This is a genomic window from Streptomyces flavusporus (assembly GCF_046267975.1).
Lineage (GTDB): Bacteria > Actinomycetota > Actinomycetes > Streptomycetales > Streptomycetaceae > Streptomyces > Streptomyces flavusporus.
Genome location: NZ_CP176503.1, coordinates 9,317,207 through 9,338,308, shown reverse-complemented (window position 1 = coordinate 9,338,308; position 21,102 = coordinate 9,317,207). Strand labels below are relative to the sequence as shown.

At 70.8% G+C, this 21,102-nt stretch carries 13 protein-coding genes and 2 pseudogenes; 2 read left to right on the top strand and 13 right to left on the bottom strand.

Going from position 1 to position 21,102, the window contains the following annotated elements:
- Positions 1 to 187: 187 nt before the first annotated feature.
- From ACKTSN_RS44025 to ACKTSN_RS43990, 8 genes and pseudogenes are all read right to left on the bottom strand, one after another.
- The gene (locus ACKTSN_RS44025) at positions 188 to 2,086 is read right to left on the bottom strand and encodes an IS4 family transposase (RefSeq protein WP_409474646.1); all 1,899 of its coding nucleotides are present in this window, start codon (positions 2,084 to 2,086) and stop codon (positions 188 to 190) included.
- Between the two features lie 314 nt (positions 2,087 to 2,400).
- Positions 2,401 to 2,967 (bottom strand): annotated as a pseudogene (locus tag ACKTSN_RS44020) (glycosyltransferase); the annotation flags it as partial.
- Positions 2,952 to 3,137: a hypothetical protein gene (locus ACKTSN_RS44015; protein WP_409475138.1), complete on the bottom strand. Its 186-nt coding sequence runs from the start codon at positions 3,135 to 3,137 to the stop codon at positions 2,952 to 2,954. The pseudogene ACKTSN_RS44020 and the gene ACKTSN_RS44015, both read right to left, overlap by 16 nt.
- 8 nt (positions 3,138 to 3,145) lie before the next feature.
- Entirely contained in the window at positions 3,146 to 4,042 is an 897-nt protein-coding gene (gene fdhD / locus ACKTSN_RS44010) for a formate dehydrogenase accessory sulfurtransferase FdhD (protein ID WP_409474170.1), read from the bottom strand.
- A 69-nt stretch (positions 4,043 to 4,111) separates the two neighbouring features.
- A pseudogene (locus ACKTSN_RS44005) lies at positions 4,112 to 4,822 on the bottom strand (GTP 3',8-cyclase MoaA); the annotation flags it as partial.
- Between the two features lie 34 nt (positions 4,823 to 4,856).
- Entirely contained in the window at positions 4,857 to 6,239 is a 1,383-nt protein-coding gene (locus ACKTSN_RS44000; RefSeq protein WP_409474169.1) for an L-serine ammonia-lyase, read from the bottom strand.
- A gap of 67 nt (positions 6,240 to 6,306) precedes the next feature.
- The gene (gene glyA, locus ACKTSN_RS43995; RefSeq protein ID WP_409474168.1) at positions 6,307 to 7,569 is read right to left on the bottom strand and encodes a serine hydroxymethyltransferase; all 1,263 of its coding nucleotides are present in this window, start codon (positions 7,567 to 7,569) and stop codon (positions 6,307 to 6,309) included.
- 52 nt (positions 7,570 to 7,621) lie between these two features.
- Positions 7,622 to 8,803, bottom strand: a complete 1,182-nt coding sequence (locus ACKTSN_RS43990; RefSeq protein ID WP_409474167.1) for an NAD(P)/FAD-dependent oxidoreductase — start codon at positions 8,801 to 8,803, stop codon at positions 7,622 to 7,624.
- A 431-nt stretch (positions 8,804 to 9,234) separates the two neighbouring features.
- On the opposite strand from ACKTSN_RS43990, the gene ACKTSN_RS43985 reads away from it, so the two are divergent.
- Positions 9,235 to 10,866, top strand: a complete 1,632-nt coding sequence (locus tag ACKTSN_RS43985) for an IS200/IS605 family accessory protein TnpB-related protein (RefSeq protein ID WP_409474166.1) — start codon at positions 9,235 to 9,237, stop codon at positions 10,864 to 10,866.
- Between the two features lie 61 nt (positions 10,867 to 10,927).
- Complete coding sequence (locus ACKTSN_RS43980) at positions 10,928 to 12,190, top strand: IS701 family transposase (protein ID WP_409467247.1); 1,263 nt, start codon at positions 10,928 to 10,930, stop codon at positions 12,188 to 12,190.
- 233 nt (positions 12,191 to 12,423) lie between these two features.
- Here the strand turns inward: ACKTSN_RS43980 and ACKTSN_RS43975 are convergent, their stop codons facing one another.
- Genes ACKTSN_RS43975 through ACKTSN_RS43955 form a run of 5 tightly spaced genes read right to left on the bottom strand, consistent with a single transcriptional unit; the run spans position 12,424 to position 20,941 of the window.
- Positions 12,424 to 13,026 (bottom strand): sarcosine oxidase subunit gamma, encoded by a 603-nt coding sequence (locus ACKTSN_RS43975; RefSeq protein ID WP_409474165.1) that lies wholly within the window; start codon positions 13,024 to 13,026, stop codon positions 12,424 to 12,426.
- The gene (locus ACKTSN_RS43970; RefSeq protein WP_409474164.1) at positions 13,019 to 16,303 is read right to left on the bottom strand and encodes a sarcosine oxidase subunit alpha family protein; all 3,285 of its coding nucleotides are present in this window, start codon (positions 16,301 to 16,303) and stop codon (positions 13,019 to 13,021) included. Before ACKTSN_RS43970 ends, ACKTSN_RS43975 begins: the two co-directional genes overlap by 8 nt.
- A gap of 11 nt (positions 16,304 to 16,314) precedes the next feature.
- Complete coding sequence (locus tag ACKTSN_RS43965) at positions 16,315 to 17,547, bottom strand: sarcosine oxidase subunit beta family protein (RefSeq protein WP_409474163.1); 1,233 nt, start codon at positions 17,545 to 17,547, stop codon at positions 16,315 to 16,317.
- A 58-nt stretch (positions 17,548 to 17,605) separates the two neighbouring features.
- A complete protein-coding gene (locus ACKTSN_RS43960; RefSeq protein WP_409474162.1) occupies positions 17,606 to 18,466 on the bottom strand; it encodes a bifunctional methylenetetrahydrofolate dehydrogenase/methenyltetrahydrofolate cyclohydrolase in 861 nt (286 codons plus the stop codon).
- Positions 18,467 to 18,502: 36 nt separating this feature from the next.
- On the bottom strand, positions 18,503 to 20,941 hold the full coding sequence (locus ACKTSN_RS43955; protein WP_409474161.1) for a GcvT family protein: 2,439 nt from the start codon (positions 20,939 to 20,941) through the stop codon (positions 18,503 to 18,505).
- Between the last annotated feature and the right edge of the window lie 161 nt (positions 20,942 to 21,102).

Here is a 21,102-nt window from a genome sequence, read left to right as displayed (position 1 = left end):
CGCTTTTGCCAACCAGCGGCAGCATCACACTGAGCCGACTACCGAGCCTTCTTGGCACATTGGTACAGGCCGACGGTTTCCCGCTGCTCGCGCCATCCACAACATCGACGACACTGATCGCACGCCTCGGAACACCGCTCCACTACCAGTCCCTCAATGCCGGAAAGTTATGATTCATTCTGGTTTGTCAAGCAGCTCTGCGGGTCGGCGTGTTCGTGGCGGCGAGCGGCCTCGCGGGGGCGGCCGGCACTGACTGTTCGGGGAGTCGGTAGGTTGCGGGCGCGGTCTTGACCAGCAGGTTCTTGCGTGCCCAGGCGCTGAGGTGTTGTGCGAGGGTGCTGTGTTTGACGGTGTTCAGCGCAGCGGTGATCTCACGGGCGTGCCAGGGGCGGTGAGGATCGGTGGCCATGACCGCGAGGACGTCTTCAGGGTGGACGGCGAGCTTGGAGGGCTGCGGCGGTCCGTCCGGGATCTTGAAGGTGGCCGGTCCGGTCTTGATGAGGATCTGGCGCCTGGACCACCGGATCAGCTCGCCGGTCAGGTCGCCGCGGTCCAGCCGTAGCAAGGTGGCCAGTTCGATGGCCCGCCACTCACGCTCCGGAGCGGTGCCCATCGCGGCGAGCACATCCTCGAGCCTGCTGGTGTGCATCGGGACCGCGGGCGGTAGCAGCGTCTGGGCCGTCACGGGCGGGTCCTGCTGCAGGGCCGGGTTCCGGCCGGGCCGGCCGGGCTGAGCTGCTGTCGGTGCGGGGACGGGAGTGTCCTGCTGAGGGAAGTGGACGATGATGTCGAGGGCGGTGACCGGGGTGCTGACGCAGGGGCGGTCCTCGTCGGACCGGCGGTGTCCGTAACGAGCGGAGACGCCTTTGACGGTGCGCGCGCTGATCCGTGGTCGGCGCGGTGGCAGCAGGGCGCCGATGACTGCCTCTGCGATCGGGCCGGTCAGCTCGCTGCCGGCGTCGGGCACGATGGCGGCGCCACGGGTGACGCTGTCGCGGGCGGCGACCAAGGCCGCGGTGAAGCAGGCCCGGTCCGGGTCGCATCCGGGCACGGCATCGGTGGCGTCCAGCATCGCCATCCGCAAAAGCTGGTGGACCGTCAGCAGTGCCCACATCTCCTGGCGCAGGCCCTGAGGGTCACCCGAGCGCAGTACGCGGCCCTTGAGCATGGTGTGACGGATCGCCAGGAACGTCACCTCGATCTCCCACCGCTGGTGGTAGAGGGCCAGCAGGTCTTCGGCCGGGTGGCGGCGCGCATCGGTCAGCGTGGTCACCAGCCGGTACTCGCCCCGATGGGTGCTGCCGTCCGCGCACGTGACGGTGACGGTCGCGGCGATGACACGGACCGGAACCCCCGCGATGACCGACAGGAAGGAACCGTCGGCCAGGACCTGCAGCACGGCGGGCCTGCGCGAGGAGCAGATCCGCAGCAGCAGCGCAGCCCGTGAGGCGTGCACGGCGCGGATGAAGGCGTTCGCGTCAAAGCCGCGGTCGGCGAGCACCACCATGTCCTGCCGCAGGTGGCCGACCAGTTGCAGGGCAGCCTCCACCTCACCGCGATACGGACCGACGACCGCGCCGAGCAGGGCCCGCGTTCCCGTCTCCGCCAGGGCCATCACCGCCAGCAGCGGATAGGCGGCCACCCCGGCGGCGACCTTGTACCTGCCCAGCCAGGCCACGTTGTCGCCGGTCTCGGGGACCCGGGTGGACCGGCAGCCGTCGAACGCGACCGTGCGCAGACCCCGCCAGGACACACCCCTCGTGCACGGACGGCCCAGCGGACCTGCCACAACCTCGAACAACTCCCGCAACGGGTCCGGTCCCACCCGCCGACGCACACAGGCCAGACCCGCCGCGGTCACCGACGCCACGAGGTGCCCCGCCTGCCGCAACGCTCCGGCCAGGGTGTCCCACACCCGCCCGTAGGAACCGCCTGGGAACAGGGCCAGCGCCAGCACGAAGTACACCGCCACCCGAGCCGGCACCGTACGCGTCCGCCCCCGACGGCCCGGCTGGTCAAGGACATCGTCGACCAATTCGAAGGGGAGATATCGGGTCAGGGCGCCGAGATGCCCCGGAGCGAACACTCCGCAGGCCGTTGTGAAGGTCTGAGTCAGCGTCGTCGTGCCACACTGGTCCGTCAACGGGACCTCCGGTGTTGGTCTGTCTTGGTCGACGACTCAACTTCCAGGGGTCCCGTTCTGTTCTCCCGACCCGCCACCTCGACACACCGCCGCCGAGTACTTGACAAGCGGCAACTTCACATAACTTTCCGGCATTGACCAGTCCCTGCCCAGGTTGACAGTGGATCATTCACTCGAAAGTGTGCTCAGTTGCAGGCGCTGCACGACTTCACCCGCTGGAAGCCCGAGGGGCGACGGAGCGCCGCCCCCTTGCTCGATCACGAGATTCGGTGAAACCGACGCTCGTGCAGGGCCGCCGTGTACACATCCGCCGTCGTCGCTGCGGCCGTGGCCCAGCCGAAGGAGCGGGCATGCCGGACCGCGGCCTCGCTCATGCGGGCGGAGTCGGCCGCGTCGTCGGCGAAGCCGCACAGCGCCCGCGCGTAGTGCGCTGGATCGTGCCCTGGTACGAGAACGCCGCTCACCCCGTTTCGTACTGCCACCGGCAGGCCACCGACCTCGGCGGCGATCACCGGGGTGCCGCAGGCCTGCGCCTCGACGGCCACCAGACCGAAGGACTCGCTGTAGGACGGCATGACCAGGACGGACGCCGCCCGGTACCAGTCGGCGAGCTGGTCCTGGCCGACCGGTGGCCGGAACAGCACGACGTCCGAGATGCCGAGGCAGGCCGCCAGCTTCTGCAGTCCTTCCGGCTGGGCCAGGCCGCTGCCGCTCGGCCCTCCCACGACCGGCACCACGATCCGCTCACGCAGCCGCGGCCGCTCGTCCAGCAGCCGGGCCACCGCGCGCAGCAGGACGTCCGGCGCCTTCAGACGATGTAGACGTTCATCCCGCCGGCGTCGCCGGTGCCGGGCTGGTGCAGCGGTGAGGTGTGCACGCTGAGCATCGCGACGCGGCGGGGGCGGCCGTGGGCGTCGGGGGGCCGCACCCGGGGCGGGCCGACGAGCGTGCTGCCGTGGGTACGGCTGTCCTGGAGCCCTTCGAGTCGGGTCATGTACTGGTTCACCTCGCCGGCCCTCCGGCCATGGCCTCGGCATGCAGGTCGAGGCGGTGCTCGCCCGCGTACACGTTCATGGAGCCGCCGCGCAGGAAGCCGACGAGGGTGAGCCCGGTCTCCGCCGCCAGGTCCACCGCGAGGGATGACGGTGCCGAGACCGCCGCCAGCAGCGGAATGCCCGCCATCACCGCCTTCTGCGCCAGCTCGAAGGACGCCCGCCCGGACACCAGCAGAATGCTCCGGGACAGCGGCAGTTCGCCGGACTGCAGCGCGCGGCCGATCAGCTTGTCGACGGCGTTGTGCCGGCCGACGTCCTCCCGCAGGTCCAGCAGCTCGCCCTCGGGCGAGAACAATCCGGCGGCGTGCAGCCCACCGGTGCGGTCGAACACCCGCTGCGCGGCCCGAAGTCGGTCGGGCAGGATCGCCAGCAGTTCGGGGGCGACTCGGACCGGGGGTGTGTCGGCGATCGGCCACCACGCCGTGGTCCGTACGGCGTCCAGGCTGGCCTTCCCGCACAGGCCGCACGACGACGTGGTGTACACGTTCCGCTCGAGCGTGATCTCGGGCAGCGGCACGCCGGGGGCAAGCTGCACGTCGACGATGTTGTACGTGTTCGAGCCTCCCCCACTCTCGACTTCGCTCGAGCGGGAGGGACCCCCACGCGTGGCGCCCGCGCAGTACACGATGTTCGCCACGTCCGAGGCCCGGCCCACGACGCCCTCGCTCACCAAGAACCCGGCGGCGAGCGCGAAGTCGTCCCCGGGCGTGCGCATGGTGATCGCCAGCGGCTTGCCGCCCAGCCGGATCTCCAGTGGCTCCTCCGCGACCAGCGTGTCGGGGCGCGTGCTCAGCGCACCGCCCCGGATCCGCAGCACGCGCCGTCGCTCGGTGACCCGTCCCATGGCCTCACTCCCAGTTCTGTCTGTGCACGTCGTTCCGTTCTACGCCTGGGGCGTCAGCCTCCGATGGCCGACATCGGCCGGGCGGGCCGCAGGCAGGCAGGTGCGCACCTGGCCGTCGGCGGTGAGCCGGGTGCGGTCGCAGGTCCCGCAGAAGGGGCGGGTGACGGAGGCGATGACGCCGGGCCGGGCCCCCGTCGACGATCCAGCGTTCGGCGGGCACGGAGCCGCGAGCCTCGTCCGGCTCAGGGGTGCGCGTGAAGCGGGTGCGCAGGCTCTCCAGGACGTCCCCGGCGGTGATCATGCCGTCGCGATTCCAGCCGCGCTGGGCGTCGAGGGGCATCTGCTCGATGAACTGGAGTTCGTAGTCGTTCTCCATGGCCCGGGCGAGCAGCTCGGGCGCGTCGTCGTCATTGAGGCCGGGCATCAGGACGGCGTTGACCTTCACCGGGGCGAGCCTGGCGGCGCGGGCCGCCGCAAGCCGATGCCGTTGGTGGTCAGCGACAGCTTGGGGCGCGGTGCGAGGGCTGCGCAGCGCTCGACGATGCCGACGAGGCCGGGGCGCAGCAGCGGCTCGCCGCCGGTGAAGCGGCCTTCCTCGACCCCGAGTTCGGTGACCGCGATGCGGATGAGCCGTACGATCTCGTCGTCCGTGAGGAGATCGGGCTTGGTCAGCCACCGCAGGTCCTCTTCGGGCATGCAGTACGTGCAGCGCAGGTTGCACCGGCCGGTTAGCGAGACCCGCAGGTCGGTGGCAACGTGACCGAACGTGTCGATGAGCATGGCTGCGGCCCTTTCTCCTGCTCCGTCCGCCTCCTCAGCACTCGATGACGTTGACGGCGAGGCCGCCGCGAGCGGTCTCCTTGTACTTGACCTTCATGTCGGCGCCGGTCTCCTTCATGGTCTTGATGACCTTGTCGAGGGAGACGTGGTGACGGCCGTCGCCGCGCAGGGCCATACGGGCGGCGGTCACGGCCTTGACCGCGGCCATGCCGTTGCGCTCGATGCACGGGATCTGGACAAGGCCACCGACCGGGTCGCAGGTGAGGCCGAGGTTGTGTTCCATGCCGATCTCGGCGGCGTTCTCCACCTGTTCGGGGCTGCCGCCGAGGACCTCGGCGAGACCACCGGCGGCCATCGAGCAGGCGGAGCCGACCTCGCCCTGGCAGCCGACCTCGGCGCCGGAGATGGACGCGTTCTCCTTGAAGAGCATGCCGATGGCGCCCGCCGCGAGCAGGAAGCGGACGATGCCGTCCTCGTCGGCGCCCGGCACGAAGTCGAGGAAGTAGTGCAGTACGGCGGGGATGATGCCCGCCGCGCCGTTCGTGGGGGCCGTCACGACCCGGCCGCCCGCAGCGTTCTCCTCGTTCACCGCCATCGCATAGAGGGTCACCCACTCCATCGCGCGGCCCGCCGAGTCGCCCTCGCTGCGCAGGGCCCGAGCCGCCGCCGCGGCCCGGCGACGGACCTTCAGTCCGCCGGGGAGGATGCCCTCGCGGCCCAGGCCTCGGGAGACGCAGGCCTCCATGACCCGCCAGATCTCCAGCAGACCCGCGCGGATCTCCCCCTCGGTGCGCCAGGCCTTCTCGTTCTCCAGCATCAAAGCGGAGATCGACAGGCCGGTCTCCCGGGAGAGCCGCAGCAGCTCGTCACCGGTGCGGAACGGGTAGGCCGGCACCGTGTCGTCAAGCTTGATCCGGTCTGCGCCGACCGCGTCTTCGTCGACGACGAAGCCACCGCCCACCGAGTAGTACGTCTTCTCCAGCAGCGGCACACCGTCGGCGTCGTACGCGAAGAGGATCATGCCGTTGGCGTGGTACGGCAGCGAGCGCCGACGGTGCAGGACCAGCTGGGTCGAGACGTCGAAGTCGATCTCGTGGGCGGGGCCGATCTCGGCACCGAGGAGGCGGATGCGCCCGGTGCCGCGGATCCGCTCGACGTCCAGGTCGGCCTGGGCGACGTCGACCGTGTGCGGCTCGTTGCCCTCCAGGCCGAGCAGGACCGCCTTGGGGGTGCCGTGGCCGTGGCCGGTGGCACCGAGGGAGCCGAACAACTCCGCCCGCACCGCTGCGGTCTGGACGAGCACGCCGTCCTGCTTCAGCCGGGCGACGAACATCCCGGCGGCGCGCATCGGGCCGACGGTGTGCGAGCTGGACGGGCCGATGCCGATGGAGAACAGGTCGAAGACGCTGATTGCCACGCCATACTCCGAGGGACTGGAGGGGCGTGCCGAGCGGTCACGGGCACGCCCCTGCGGGAGGTGTCGGTTACAGGCCGGGGTAGAGGGGGTGCTTGTCGGCCAGGGCCTTCACCCGGGCCTTCAGCGCCTCCGCGTCGTACGACGGCTTCAGCGCCTCGGCGATGACCTCCGCGACCTCGGCGAAGTCCTCGGCCCGGAAGCCGCGGGTGGCGAGGGCGGGCGTGCCGATGCGCAGGCCCGACGTCACCATCGGCGGGCGCGGGTCGTTCGGGACGGCGTTGCGGTTGACCGTGATGCCGACCTCGTGCAGGCGGTCCTCGGCCTGCCTGCCGTCCAGCTCGGACGCACGCAGGTCGACCAGGATCAGGTGGACGTCCGTGCCGCCGGACAGGACGTTCACGCCGGCCTCACGGGCGTCGGCGGCCGTCAGCCGCTCGGCGAGGATCTTCGCGCCCTCGATCGTACGGCGCTGACGCTCCTTGAACTCCTCCGAAGCGGCGACCTTGAAGGACACCGCCTTGGCCGCGATCACGTGCTCCAACGGGCCGCCCTGGAACCCGGGGAACACGGACGAGTTCAGCTTCTTCGCGAAGTCCTTGCTGCGGGCGAGGATGATGCCGCCGCGCGGCCCGCCCAGCGTCTTGTGCGTCGTGGACGTCACCACGTCCGCGTACTCGACCGGGTTCGGGTGCAGACCCGCCGCGACCAGACCCGCGAAGTGCGCCATGTCCACCCACAGGTACGCCTCGACCTCGTCGGCGATCCGGCGGAACTCCGCGAAGTCCAGCTGCCGCGGGTACGCCGACCAGCCGGCGATGATCACCTTCGGGCGGTGCTCCTTGGCCAGCCGCTCCAGCTCCGCCATGTCGACCAGACCCGTCTCGGAGTCCACGTGGTACGCGACCACGTTGAACTGCTTGCCCGAGAAATTGATCTTCATGCCGTGGGTGAGGTGACCGCCGTGGGCCAGGTCCAGGCCGAGGACGGTGTCGCCGGGCTGGGCCAGCGCGAACAGGGCGGCCTGGTTGGCGGAGGCACCCGAGTGCGGCTGGACATTGGCGTACTCGGCGCCGAACAGCTCCTTGACCCGGTCGATGGCGATCCGCTCGGCGACGTCGACGTGCTCGCAGCCGCCGTAGTAGCGGCGGCCGGGGTAGCCCTCGGCGTACTTGTTGGTCAGGACCGAGCCCTGCGCCTCCAGAACCGCGACCGGCGCGAAGTTCTCGGAGGCGATCATCTCGAGGGTGGACTGCTGGCGCTCCAGCTCGGCGTCGACCGCGGCGGCGACCTCGGGGTCGAGCTCGTGCAGGGGCTGGTTGAACAGGGTCATCGGCGGTCTCCTTCTGTGTGAGCGGATCTCGGGGGGAGTTGAGGCGGGGCGCTCATGTCATGGCGACCGCGGCGGCGGGGACGAGGGTGCGGCGGAGCCGGTTGAAGAACTTCGGCTGGTTGAGGGAGAGCACGGCGACGGGGGTGTCCTCGCGCCGGTAGACGGCCGTGAAGGTACGGCTGTCGACGTCACCTTCGACGACTTCGGGCTCGGTGCCGGGGGCGACGTGTCCGGCGAGCTGGATGCGTACCTGGTACTGGTCGGACCAGAAGTACGGCGCGGTGAGCGGGGCGGGGGCCGACACACCGGTCAGCAGCGTGCGGGCGGCGGTCTTCGCCTGCTCGGTGGCGTTGCTCCAGTGCTCGATGCGGGCGTGCCGTCCGGTGAACGGGTTGGGGCAGCGGGCGACGTCACCGACGGCGACCACGCCCGGGACACCGGTCGAGCAGCCGGCGTCGCACACCACGCCGTCGTCCACCCGCACACCGGAACCGGCGAGCCAGTCGGTGGCAGGCCTGACACCCACCCCGACCACCACGATGTCGGCGGCCAGCACCCGCCCGTCCGCCAGCCGTACGCCGGTGACCCGGCCCTCGCCGACGAGTCCCGCCACGCCGGTTCCGCACAGCAGGCGAACCCCGTGATCGTGGTGGAGCGAGGAGCACACCAGCCCCATCTCGCGTCCCAGTTGGCGTTTCAGCGGGACGTCGAGCGCCTCGACGACGGTGACGTGGAGCCCGAGCCGGTGGGCGGTGGCCGCCACCTCGGCGCCGATGAAGCCGGCACCGATGACGACGACCCTGGGCAGGCCGTCCAGCAGCTCGGCGCGCAGGGCCTGGGCATCGTCCAAGGTGCGCAGGGTGTGGACACCCCCCAGCCCGTCCGTGCCGGGGAGCGTGCGGGGGCTGGCGCCGGTCGCGACGACGACCCCGTCGGTGCGCACATGCCGTCCTCCGGCCAGGGTGACGGTCCGGGCGACGGGGTCGAGCCGCACCGCGCGCTCGCCGAGCAGCCAGTGCACGTCCAGGTCCTTGTACTCGCCCTCGTCGCCGAGCGCGAGCGCATCGGCGTCGAGGGCGCCTTTGAGGAAGTCCTTGGACAGCGGGGGGCGGTCGTAGGGGGTGTGGCGCTCCTCGCCGATGACGACTATTTCGCCGTCGTAGCCCTCTGCGCGCAGCGCGCGGACCGTACTCAGGCCTGCGAGGGACGCTCCGACGACGGTGATGCTCCTCATGCCGGCTCCAGACGGGGAGTTGTCTCGTATGGCACAACGATCATCGCTATACGCAACATGTTTTCTGCGGGGTACGGCGCTTGTCAAGGGAGGAGTCGTATATCAATTCCCAATGGCGCTCAATGTTGCGCATTTCGCAACGGGAGCCCGTGGCCCGTCTACCTGCCGGAGGGGCCGCAACAGCAGGTGGACGGGCGGTACTGGGGCGGGGGGATTGCGAGCTGTTCCAGCTGGAGTGTGTTCAGGTGTGCCCTGGTGGGCGGGAGTGAGTCTTGGCGGTCTGTGGCGTGAAAACGCCTGTCGGTCATCGTGCGGATCTCTCGGGAGGGAACGGAAGTACTGGTCTCGAATGCGTGACCTTTGCGGGCGAGTTTCGTTGGAGGCGGTGACGAGGCTGGGGTTTTCGGGGCAGAGCCGGGCGGGGGTGACAGGTGGGCGAGCTGCGGAATGTGGTGGAGCCGTTCGTCGCGTCCGGCCCGACCGGGGTCGCGATCCGTACCCGGATCAAGCAGCTGACATCCGAGGATGAGCAGGTGCTGCGTCTGGTGGGCGCGCATCTGGGCGCACTGGCCTCGAAGGACCTGAAGGCGCGGTGCGCGGACGGCCTGGAGCACTCCACCGACACCTGGGCGGCCAGGAAGCGTGCGCTGACGCCGGTGGCGTCTTCGCGCTGGGCCGGGGCGATCACCAAGGCGTCGCACGACCAGTGGGCGCTGGCCCGCCGGTGTCAGCTCGCCCACATCCAGTCCCTTCAGGCCGGTGTCGCCACGATCGAGCACCGGTTGGCGCAACCGGTCGGGGCGAAGGGATCGAAGAACGCGCCGGGCGGCTACCGCTCCCGTCGGGAGTGGTTCGCCAAGTCCCGCCGCCTCCACGTCCTGGAGGACCGGCTGGAGCGGGAACGGGCCGACCACCAGGCCGGGACCGTGCACGTGGCGCGCGGCGGCAAGCGCCTGGCCCGCACCCGCCACCATCTGGAGGCAGCGCAGCTCACCGAAGCCGCATGGCGTGAGCGGTGGGAGGCCGAGCGCTGGTTCCTGCAGGCGGACGGCGAGTCCGGCAAGCGGTACGGCAACGAGACCCTCCGCATCACCCCCGAGGGCCGGCTGAGCATCAAGCTGCCCGCCCCGTTGAAGGACCTGGCGAACGCCCCGCACGGCCGGTACGTCCTCACCGGCACGGTCCGCTTCGCCCACCGAGGCACCGAGTGGGCCGACCGCGTCGAGGCCAACCGGGCCGTCGCCTACCGCATCCACTACAACCCGGCCCGGAACCGCTGGTACGTGACCGCCGCCTGGCAGATCCCGCCCACTCGGACGATCCCCCTGGACGCCGCGCTCGCCGACGGGGTGATCGGGGTGGACACCAACGCCGACCACCTGGCCGCCTGGCGCCTCGACGCACACGGCAACCCCGTCGGCAGCCCCCGGCGGTTCTCCTACGACCTGTCCGGCACCGCCGATCACCGCGATGCCCAGGTCCGGCACGCCCTGACCCGGCTGCTGCACTGGGCCAAGGGCTGCGGCGTGGCCGCGATCGCCATCGAGGACCTGGACTTCACGGCGGAGAAGACCCGCGAGAAGCACGGCCGCAAGAAGCGGTTCCGGCAGCTGATCTCCGGCATGCCCACGAGCAGGCTGCGTGCCCGGCTGTCCTCGATGGCCGACGCCACCGGCATCGCGATCATCGCGGTCGACCCCGCGTACACCAGCCGCTGGGGCGCCCAACACTGGCAAAAGCCCCTCACCACGAAAAACCGCACCACCACCCGCCACGACGCGGCCGCCGTGGCGATCGGCAGGCGCGCCCAGGGACACCCGATCCGGCGACGGACGGCACCGCCCCCACACGACCGGAGCGATCGTGCGGGGCATCGGACCGTCCAGGCCCGACCGGACATCCCTGGGCGTGAGGGACCCCGCCCCCGCATCCCCGGACCACGGACACGATCCGTGCGCGCCGGGTGCGGAGCGAACGCGGGGAACCAGAACGCCCAACACCGTTCGGGGCGTTCGGCTGAGCATGAGTCCTGGCACCAGGACTCACTCCCGCTCAGTCTCTAGTAGGGCTTTGTTAGGTACCCCGATTGATCATCGTCAGGTAGATTGTGATGTTCTGTCAGGTGTGACACCTGAGGAGATGGAGACGGTCCGCCCGCGCCTGGAGGCGTTCGCGGCGGAGATGCTCGGTTCGCTGGCGCGTCGGGACCAGCGGGCCAAGGGCGAGCTGTATCTGCGCGGGCTGATGCTGGACGGCAAGCGCAAGTCCATGCAGCCGATGGCCGAGCGCCTGGGCGTGGACCACCAGCAGCTGCAGCAGTTCGTCTCATCGTCCACCTGGGACTACTCCAAGGTCCGTGAGCGGCTGGCCCGTTGGGCTGCCGCGCACATTTCTCCCGAGGCGTACGCGATCGATGATGTCGGCTTCCCCAAGGACGGCTACGACTCACCGGGGGTGGCGCGGATGTACTGCGGCGCCCTGGGTAAGCGCGGCAACTGCCAGGTCGGCGTCAGTGTGAACCTGGTCAGTGACCGTGCGTCATCGGCTGTCGACTGGCGCCTGTTCCTGCCCGAGAGCTGGGACGACACCAAGTACGGCGAGGACGCGCTGATGGCCGAGGCGATCCGGCGCCGCCGCGCCAAGGCGGGAATCCCGGACACCGAGCGGCACCGGGAGAAGTGGCGCCTGGCGCTGGACATGCTCGACGAGGTGCGCGACAACTGGGAGTTGCCCGACCTTCCGGTCGCCGCCGACGCCGGATACGGCGACGCCACCGGCTTTCGCGAGGGCCTGACCGAGCGCGGCCTGACCTACGCGGTCGCGGTCAAAGCCACCACGACCGCGCACCCCGGCAATGCCACACCCCAACGCCCGCCGTACTCCGGGCAGGGCCGCCCTCCCGTGTCCGCCTACCCCCAACCGCACACCACCCTGCGCGCCCTGGCCCTGGCCGTCGGCCGAGCGGCCACCCGCACCGTCACCTGGCGCCAGGGCAGCAAGGCCACCAGACGCAACCCGAACGCCGAGATGCGCTCGCAGTTCCTGGCCCTGCGGGTCCGACCGGCCAACCGCACCATCCGCCGCGCCGCCGACGGCTCCCTGCCCGACTGCTGGCTGCTCGTCGAGTGGCCACCCGACTCCGCCGAGCCAACCGACTACTGGCTCTCGACGCTTCCCGCCGACACCCCACTGCGCGAACTGGTACGAATCGCCAAGATCCGATGGCGAGTTGAGCACGACTACCGCGAGCTCAAGGACGGTCTGGGCCTGGACCACTTCGAGGGCCGCAACTACCTCGGCTGGCACCGCCACGTCACCCTCGCGTCCCTCGCCCAGGCCTTCTGCACCATGCTCAGGCTCGACCCAAAAGCCCCTGCGCCGGCCTGACCCTCTACGCGGTCCTCCGCGAACTCCAGGCCCTCCTGGCCACCTGGACCGGCGCCTGCTCGATATGCGGCCAACCCGCACCAGCACCCGAACCCCACCACAGGACCTAACAAAGCCCTACTAGGAACGGTCCGACTTTCGATGCGAATCACGAAACGTAATGCAGAAGGCCCTGCGGGAGCCCTTCAGCGGAGCTCCCACACAGGCGACGGGGGCAACCCCGTCGTGGTCGCTCAGATGTACTCCGTCGCCGCGTCGAGCATCCAGTCCGCCAGATAGCCGGCGAAGGACGAGCGGACCAGCACCCAGAATCCGGCCCTGGGTTCGTCCCGGGCGACCAGGACCACCTGAGTGCGGCCCAGTGTCGTCTGGGCGCAGCGCCCGGACCCGAAGGCCCGCGGATGCAGGTCCAGCGGGCAACCGTGGGCCAGCAGGTCGTGGGCGCGGGGACCCGTCACGAGGAGCGTGGTGCGCTGGGCGGAGACGTCGGTGACCGAGACCGGCTCGTCTTCCGCGGCCTCCCGGATCCGGCTCTCCAGGTCCCGTTCCCTCCCCGGCGGTCCGACCAGCAGCCACTCGTCCGGACCGAGCCACAGCGCGGTCAACTCCCCCGCGCGTACGACGGTGTTCGGCTGGAGGGGCAGTTGGAGGTCCAGTGCGAGCCCGACGGCTTCCGCCGCCGCTCCCTTGGCGTCGAGGCGCACGTTGATCTGGGCCAGGAAGGGGAGTTCGGCCAGCCGGATCGCACCCCCGGACGTGCGTGTCGCGGCGGCCAGGCGATCCGCGACGTGCGACAGGGGGCTGCGGAGCGGGGCGGTCAGGGCGTTGTCAGCCATCGCGGCGGGCTCCCTCGGGGTCGTAGAGGACGGGGCTTGCGACGGTCACCGGGACCAGTTGGTCGCCCACGGGGGCGTACAGCCGCTCGCCGATGCGGTCCCTGCCGCCCTTGATCAGGGCGAGCGCGAAGGTCCGGCCGAGGACCGCACTGCGATAGCTGGAGGTGACGTGGCCGAGCATCGGGACGGGCGGCGCCGGCAGCACGCTGTCGGCGACCAGGTGGGTGCCCTCCGGGAGGAAGGTGCCCGGGTCCTCGGGGAGGAGGCCGACCAGGTGCTTGCGGTCGGGGCGGGCGGTGTCCGCACGGGCGTAGGACCGCTTACCGATGAAGTCCGGCTTCTTCTTCGACACCACCCAGCTCATGCCGAGGTCCTGGGGAGTGACGGTGCCGTCGGTGTCCTGGCCGATGATCGGGTAGCCCTTCTCGGCCCGCAGGACGTGCATGGTCTCCGTGCCGTACGGGGTGATGCCGTACGGGGCGCCGGCCTCGTACACGGCCTCCCAGAGGGCGAGGGCCTCCCACGGTGACACGTTGATCTCGTAGGCGAGTTCTCCGGAGAAGCTGATCCGGCACACCCTGGCCTCGATGCCCGCGACGGTCGTCTCGCGCCATGCCATGAACGGGAAGTCGTCGTTGGCGACGTCGAGTTGGGGCGCGAGTGAGCCGAGCACCTCGCGGGACTTCGGACCGACCAGAGCGACCGTGGCCCACTGCTCGGTCACGGACGTGCAGTGGACCTTCAGCTCGGGCCACTCGGTCTGGAGCCACTCCTCCATCCAGTCGAGTACGGCGGCGGCGTTGCCCGTCGTCGTGGTGACCAGGAAGCGGTCCTGGGCGACGCGGATGACCGTGCCGTCGTCGAAGACCATGCCGTCCGGGCGGCACATGACACCGTAGCGGATCATGCCGACCTTCAGGGTGCTCATCATGTTGGTGTAGAGCCGGTCGAGGAAGACGCCGGCGTCCGGGCCCTGCACGTCGATCTTGCCGAGAGTGGAGGCGTCCATGAAGGCCACTCTCTCGCGGGCCGTCCGGCACTCGCGCAGCACGGCGGCTTCCATGTCCTCGCCGTCCTGCGGGTAGTACCAGGGGCGCTTCCACTGGCCGACGTTCTCGAACAGGGCGCCGTGCGCGACATGCCACTCGTGGATGGCGGTCGTGCGGATCGGATCGCTCAGCGCGCCTCGGCCGCGGCCCGCGAGGGCGGCGAAGGAGACCGGGGTGTAGGGCGGGCGGAACGTCGTCGTGCCGAGCGCCGAGATGTCCACGCCGAGCAGTTCGGCGACGACGCCGCTGGCCAGGACACCGGAGGTCTTGCCCTGGTCGTTGGCGGTGCCGGCCGTGGTGTAGCGCTTGGTGTGCTCGACCGAGCGCAGACCGGCGCCGGTCGCGCGGGCCAGGTCGTCGACGGTGACGTCGCGTTGGAGGTCGACGAAACGGGGGGCGTCCGAGGCACCCGGGACGACGTACACGTGCATCGGTGGCGTCTGCCGCGGCTGCGCAGCCACCGCCGGGAGGCGGGGCGCCTCGGGTGCGTAGCCCTCGGCCTCGACGGCGCGGGCACCGGCGGCCGCGCCCTGTGCCAGGACCGTGGCCGCGTCGAGGACGCCGCTCGCACTGCCCACGACCTCGACCGCCTGGCGGCAGGTGTCGGGCACGAAGGAGCCCAGCGTCTCGTCATAGCGCAGCTTGCCGCCCGACTGGCTGAACAGGTGCGCCACCGGGTTCCAGCCGCCGGAGACCAGCAGCAGGTCGGCGGCGAACTGCCGCTGCCCCGCGGACTCTCCGTACGGGGCGACGGTCACGGCGGTGAGGCGCGTGTCGCCTTCCGTGCCGGTGACGGCGTGGCCGGGCAGGACTTCGATGCCGGCCGCCCTCGCGCGCTCCGCCCACTCCCCCGGTTCGGGGCGCGTGTCGACGATCGCCGTGATGACCAGGCCCGCCGTGGTGAGGTCCAGCGCCGCGGCGTAGGCGCTGTCGTTGGTGGTGAAGACGACCGCGTGGCGGCCGGGCAGGACACCGTGGCGGTTGACGTGCGTGCGGGCCGAGGAGGCCAGCATCACTCCGGGGCGGTCGTTGTCCGCGAAGGCCAGCGAGCGCTCGTGGGCGCCGGTGGCGAGGACGACGCGGCGGGCGCGGATGCGCCAGACGCGTTCGCGGGAGACGTTCTCGGGGGCCTCGGCGCCGAGGTGGTTGGTACGGCGCTCGACGGCGAGGAGGTGGTTGTCGTCGTAGTAGCCGAAGACGGTGGTACGGCGCAGGACGCGGACCTCGGGGGCGGTGTCGAGCTGCCCGGTGATCTCCTGCACCCAGTCGAGGTGTTCGGCCGTGCCGAGGAGGCTGCCGCCCGGCTCCGGCTGGTCGTCGACGAGGATGACGCGCGCGCCGCTCTTTGCTGCCGCCGCCGCGGCCGCGAGGCCGGCCGGGCCCGCGCCGACGACCAGCAGGTCGCAGTGGGCGTGTACGGCATCGTAGCGGGCGGGGTCCGGTTCGGTGGCGAGGCGGCCCTGGCCGGGGAGGCTGGTTGCCACGAGGCCGTCGTAGAGCTCGACGGTCGTCGCGGGCAGCATGGGCTCCGGGAAGGGCTCCTCGATCTGGACGACCGCGTTGGGCTCCTCCACGCCGGCGGAGAAGATGCCGCGGGGGCGGCCGAGCTTGATGCTGGTGCCGGCCTGGATGACTCCGTTGGCGAGAAGGGCGGAGGCGAGGGTGTCGCCTCGGTAGCCCTGGTATTCGGTGCCGTCGAAGGTGAAGGTGAGGGGGGTGTCGCGGTCGATTCGGCCGCGGGTGGGGTGGCGGAACGGCTGGCCCGCGGCGGAGCCGCTGATGGATGCAGCGCCCCCGCCGCCCCTACCTGTCCCGTCCTCCAGGGGCTCCGCCCCTTCGACCCCGCCGGAGGGCTCCGCCCCCTGGCCCCCCGTCGGCCCTGAAGGGGCCTCGTCCTCAAACTCCCCCAGAGGGGGCACCCCCGGACGGGCTGGATCAACTGAGCGTGGCTCGACGGTTGCCGGGCGTTCCTCCTCCGCCCGGTACACCGCCAGAATCTCGTTCGTCGACGTGTCCCGTACCGCGTTGAACCAGCGGCGGCAGCCCGCCGCGTGGCTCCAGCGCTCGGCGAAGGGGCCCTTCGGGTTGTCGCGGAAGAACAGGTACCGGGCCCACTCCTCGTCGCTGAGGGACGCCGGGTCCTCCGGATACGGCACGTGGGCCTGACCGCCGTAGTGGAACTCGGCCTCGTCGCGGGGCCCGCACCACGGGCAGGGGATGAGCAGCATGGATCGGCTCCCTAGTGGGCCACCGCGGCCGCGCCGTGCTCGTCGACGAGCGCGCCGGTGGTGAAACGGTCGAGCGAGAAGGGGGCGTTGAGGGCGTGCGGGGTGTCGTGGGCGATGGTGTGGGCGTAGACCCAGCCGACGCCCGGGGTGGCCTTGAAACCGCCCGTTCCCCAGCCGCAGTTGAGGTAGAGGTTGTCGACGGGGGTGAGCCCGGTGATCGGCGAGGCGTCGGGGCTGACGTCCACGATGCCGCCCCAGGTGCGCAGGACGTGGGCGCGGGCGAAGACGGGGAACAGCTCCAGGGCCGCCGACATCTGCTCTTCGATGATGTGGAAGGCGCCGCGCTGGGTGTAGGAGTTGTAGGCGTCGATGCCCGCACCCATGACCAGCTCGCCCTTGTGGGCTTGGCTGACGTACACGTGGACCGCGTTGGACATGACGACGGTCGGGTGCACGGGCTCCAGCAACTCCGACACGAGCGCCTGCAACGGGTGGCTCTGGAGGGGGAGTTCGATACCCGCCATCGCGGCGAGGACCGAGGTGTGGCCCGCCGAGCAGAGCGCCACCTTGCCGGCGGCGATGGGGCCGAGGTTGGTCTGGACCCCGACCACTCGGTTGCCGACCACGTCCAGGTCGGTGACCTCGCAGTTCTGGATGATGTCGATGCCCGCGGCGTCCGCGGAGCGGGCCAGGCCCCAGGCCACGTAGTCGTGCTTGGCGATGCCGGCGCGCGGCTGGTAGGTGGCGCCCAGGACCGGATAGCGCACGTCCGGGGAGATGTTGACGATCGGGCAGACTTCCTTGACGCCGTCCGCGTCGAGCCACTCCGCGTCCACGCCGTTGAGGCGGTTCGCCTCCACGCGGCGCACACTGTCGCGGACGTCCTGCAGGCTGTGCGCGAGGTTCAGCACGCCGCGCTGGGAGAAGAGGATCGGGTAGTCGAGCTCCTCCGCCAGTCCCTCCCACAGCTTGAGCGCGTGCTCGTAGATGCCGGCGCTCTCGTCCCACAGGTAGTTGGAGCGGATGATCGTGGTGTTGCGGGCCATGTTGCCGCCCGCGAGCCAGCCCTTCTCCAGCACGGCGACATTGGTGATGCCGTGGTTCTTGGCGAGGTAGTGCGCGGTGGCGAGGCCGTGTCCGCCGCCGCCGACGATCACCACGTCGTACGACCGCTTGGGGTCGGGCGTACGCCACAGGAAGTCGGGGTGGTCGGGGAGGTCGGCGCCGGGGGTGCGGGGGCTCATCGGACGTCTCCGTCTTCTGAAAGGTGCGGATACTGCGGGTACTTGGGGACGTGCGCGGTCATACGGCGGTGGCGTTCCTCTCGGCGGCCTCGACGACGTTGGCCAGCAACATCGCCCGCGTCATGGGGCCCACACCGCCTGGCATGGGCGCGATCCAGCCGGCGACCTGGGCGGCGTCCGGGTGGATGTCGCCGACCAGGCCCTGGTCGGTGCGGGTGATGCCGACGTCCAGGACCGCGGCGCCGGGGCGCAGCATGTCCTTGGTGACCAGTCCGGGTGAGCCGGCGGCGGCGATGACGATGTCCGCCTCGCGTACGTGCCAGGCCAGGCCCTTGGTACCGGTGTGGCACAGGGTGACGGTGGCGTTCTCGGAGCGGCGGGTGAGGAGGAGCCCGATGGGGCGTCCGACGGTGATGCCGCGGCCGATCACACACACCCGCGCCCCGGCCAGCGGCACGTCGTGGCGGCGGAGCAGCTCGACGATGCCGCGAGGGGTGCACGGCAGCGGTGCCTCGACGCCCAGGATGAGCCGGCCGAGGTTGACGGGGTGCAAGCCGTCGGCGTCCTTGGCCGGGTCCATGCGTTCCAGTACGGCGTTGGCGTCCAGGTGGCGCGGCAGCGGGAGCTGGACGATGTAGCCGGTGCAGGCCGGGTCGGCGTTGAGCTCGTCGATCGTCTCCTCGACCTGCTGCTGGGAGGCGTCGGCCGGCAGGTCACGGCGGATGGAGGCGATGCCGACCTGGGCGCAGTCGCGGTGCTTGCCGGCGACGTAGGCGTGGCTGCCGGGGTCGTCGCCGACCAGGACCGTGCCGAGGCCCGGCGGGCGGCCGTCAGTGGCCGTCAACTTGGCCACACGCTCCGCTAGTTCGCGGCGGATGTCGGCGGCGGTCGCCTTGCCGTCGAGCAGCTGTGCGTTCACCGGCGGTGTTCCTTCCCTCGTAGTCGACGCTGGGTGTCAGCCGCGGAGGCGGGACATGGTGGGGTCGAACAGGGGCTCCTCGGCGACGACCGCCTCGATGCGCTGGTCGAAGTAGCCGATGTGCACGGGGGTGCCGGGGGTGGCGAGTTCGGCGGGGAGCCAGGCGTAGGCGATGCCCTTGCCGATCGTGTAGCCATAGGCGGCGCTGGTGACGTAGCCGACCGCACGGTCCCCGTCGTACACCGGCTCCTTGCCCATGACCACCGACCGCGGGTCGTCGATGGTGAGGCAGGTCAGCCTGCGCCGCACGTTCTCCTTACGGCGCTCCAGCGCGGCCTTGCCGATGAAGTCGTCCTTGTCGAGCTTGACGGCGAAGCCGACGCCGGCCTCGTAGGGGTCGTGCTCGTAGGTCATGTCGGTGCCGAAGGAGCGGTAGCCCTTCTCCAGCCGGAGGCTGTTGAAGGCGCCGCGGCCGGCGATGACGCCGCCGAGGGGCTTGGCCGCCTGCCACAGGGTGTCCCACAGCTTCAGGCCCTGGTCGGCGGTGGTGTAGAGCTCCCAGCCGAGCTCACCGACGTAACTCAGGCGCATTGCGGTGACGGGCACCGAGCCGATGTAGGCGCGCTTGGCGCGGAAGTACTTCAGGCCGTCGCCCGAGAAGTCCTCGTCCGTCAGGGGTTGCAGGACCTTGCGGGCGAGGGGGCCCCACAGGCCGATGCAGCAGGTGCCGGGGGTGATGTCACGTACCTGGACCGTGCCGTCGGTGGGGAGGTGGCGGGTGAACCAGTCGAGGTCCAGGTTGCCGTTGGCGCCGACCTGGAAGAGGTCGCGGGCCAGGCGGGCGACGGTGATGTCGCTGCGGATGCCGCCGTCGTGGTCGAGGAGCAGGGTGTAGGTGACCGAGCCGACGGACTTGGCGACCTTGCCGGTGCACAGGCGCTCCAGGAAGGCGGAGGCGCCTGGGCCGCTCACCTCCAGGCGCTTGAGGGCCGTCATGTCGTACATCGCGACGGTCTCGCGGGTGACCTGCGCCTCGGCGCCGACGATGGGCGACCAGTACTGGGCTGCCCAGTCGTTGGGGGTGGGAATGCTGCGGCCTTCGACCAGGGACGCGTTGGCCTCGTACCACTGCGGGCGCTCCCAGCCGTTCGCCTCCAGGAAGAAGGCGCCGTGCTCCTGCTGGCGAGGGTGGAAGGGGCTGGTGCGGATCGGACGCGGGTCACCCGAGGGCTGGAGGGGGTGGAGGATGTCGTAGACCTCCACGAAGTTCTGGCAGTCGCGGGCCAGGACGTACTCCGGGGACAGCTGGTGCGGCTCGAAGCGGTTGACGTCGCACTCGTGCAGGTCGAAGGACGAGCAGTGGCCGTCGACCAGCCATTCGGCCATCGCCCGCCCCACGCCCGCGGAGTGGGTGACCCACACGGCCTCGGCGACCCAGAAGCCCTTGACGTCCGGGGACTCGCCGAGGAGCGGGAAGTTGTCGGTGGTGAAGGAGAACAGGCCGTTGATGCCCTCCTCGACCTTCGCTTCCTTGGTCGCGGGGAGCAGGGACTGGGTCTCGGTCCAGGCGTCCTCGAAGTCCTCCTCGGTGAACTTCAGGACCGACGGCATGTCCTCGGCCTCGTCCACGGAGAGGATGTCGTCGGCGGAGATCGGCATCGGGCGGTGGCCGTAGTAGCCGATGCCCAGTCCGTCGAAGCGGTCGCGGTAGTAGAGGTCGGCGTCCTGGTGGCGCAGGATCGGGCGGACCGCTTCCTCCGTCTGGCCGGCCAGGGCCGGGACGGGGCCGGTCCAGGCCAGCTGGTGGGCGAGCGGGGTGAGCGGCAGGTTCATGCCGACCATGCGGGCGATCTTCGGGCCCCAGATGCCGGCGCAGCACACGACGATGTCGGCGGGGATCTCACCCTGGTCGGTCAGGACGCCGGTCACCTCGCCGTCGGCCCGCAGTACGTCGAGGACCTCGTGGCGGGCCAGGAAGCGCACGCCGCGCTCGGTGGCCCGGCGGATCTGCGCCTCGACGGCGAGGACGGCCTTGGCGAGGCCGTCCGTCAGGACGAGGAGGCCGCCGAGGACCTTGTCGCGGTTGACCAGCGGGTGCTGCTCGACGCACTCGTCAGGAGTCAGGATCCGCGACTCGATGCCCCAGGCGGAGATCCAGCCGTGGCGGCGGTGCAGTTCCGCGAGACGCTCGGGGGTGGTCGCCACTTCCAGCCCGCCGACCTGCAGGAAGCAGGGCTTGCCGTCGACGTCGAGGGAGCAGAACTTCTCGACGGTGTAGCGGGCCAGCTCGGTCATGGTCTTGGAGGAGTTCGTCTGGAAGACCAGGCCCGGGGCGTGCGAGGTGGAGCCCCCGGTGGCGGGGAGCGGGCCCTGGTCGACCACGGTCACTTCGGTCCAGCCTCGCGCGGAGATCTCGTCCGCGAGTGCCGCGCCAACGACGCCCGCTCCGATGATGACCACTCGCGGTCCCGCCATCGCCGCACCTCCGGTTTGATAACCAGTCGAGCCGATCCGGTTGCTGTCTACGCAACTTGATTCAGGTTGCGCAACTCAATGTGCCTTCCGTGCAGGTGGGTGTCAAGGGGTCCGCGACCTCGGAAAACCGGCCGGAACACGGCAATGCCCGGTGGGCGGTG